At 51.0% G+C, this 775-nt stretch carries 1 protein-coding gene; it reads right to left on the reverse strand.

From position 1 onward, the window contains the following. Window positions 1–247: 247 nt before the first annotated feature. Window positions 248–568, reverse strand: coding sequence for a hypothetical protein (locus tag N6P30_RS24430; RefSeq protein WP_238595206.1), 321 nt, complete (start codon window positions 566–568; stop codon window positions 248–250). Window positions 569–775 lie beyond the last annotated feature (207 nt).

The raw sequence follows: 775 nt of genomic DNA on the forward strand, positions 1-775 counted from the left end.
CGAACTGGCGCGACTTTGCAAAGCATTGGACGCAGACGATAGCGAAAGCCTGGACCGATGCGTCGAGCGCGTGCGATGGAAGATCGACGTGCGTCGAACAGTTTTGACTGTCGTCGAGGCCTCTTTGAATGAAATGGCGGCCGGTGCAGCTACTTGAGGTCCGGCCGGTAAAAGCGTTGGAATTAGCCACTTCGTATATAATATATTGATTAATATAGCTTTTTCGATGAATGTTTGACTAAAGCCTTTATCGCGACAGTGACTCCTGAAGCTGCTTAAACTGCCCCTGAATCACCGCTTTTTCCTGAAGAATCAACTTGTTCTCATCGGACAGAACTTCCGCTCTATTCTGAGAGGCTTTCAGATCCGTTTTGGTGACCTCTAATGCTTGGGATAGTACGGCCACCTGCTTATCGGCATCTGCTTTCTGGCTTGCGAGTGCGGCAATATTATCCGCCAATTGTTTGCTTTCATGCTTCCGCTCCCGGTTTTTTGCCGAGGCGTCGTTAAGTTGATGCTCCAAGTTCTGGATATCGGCCACTTGCCTATCCAAGGTGCTTTTGTGCATCGCATTGGCCTGTTCGAGCTCATGCGTTTGTCGTTGTAATTGCGCATTAGTGTCTATCAGCTCGGACGCTCTTGACTCGGCTTGGATGAGCCGGTTTTGCAGGTCTTGAATCTGGTCTTTCAGGCCCCGGTTAACCATCTGGAATTGCTCGCGCTCCTGCTGCCGGTCTTCGGCGGTGCGTTGCTGGTAGGGGGCACCTCAGAAAAC

The sequence above is a fragment of the Enterobacter sp. PL1 genome, assembly GCF_945957325.1.
GTDB classification, from domain to species: domain Bacteria; phylum Pseudomonadota; class Gammaproteobacteria; order Enterobacterales; family Enterobacteriaceae; genus Enterobacter; species Enterobacter roggenkampii.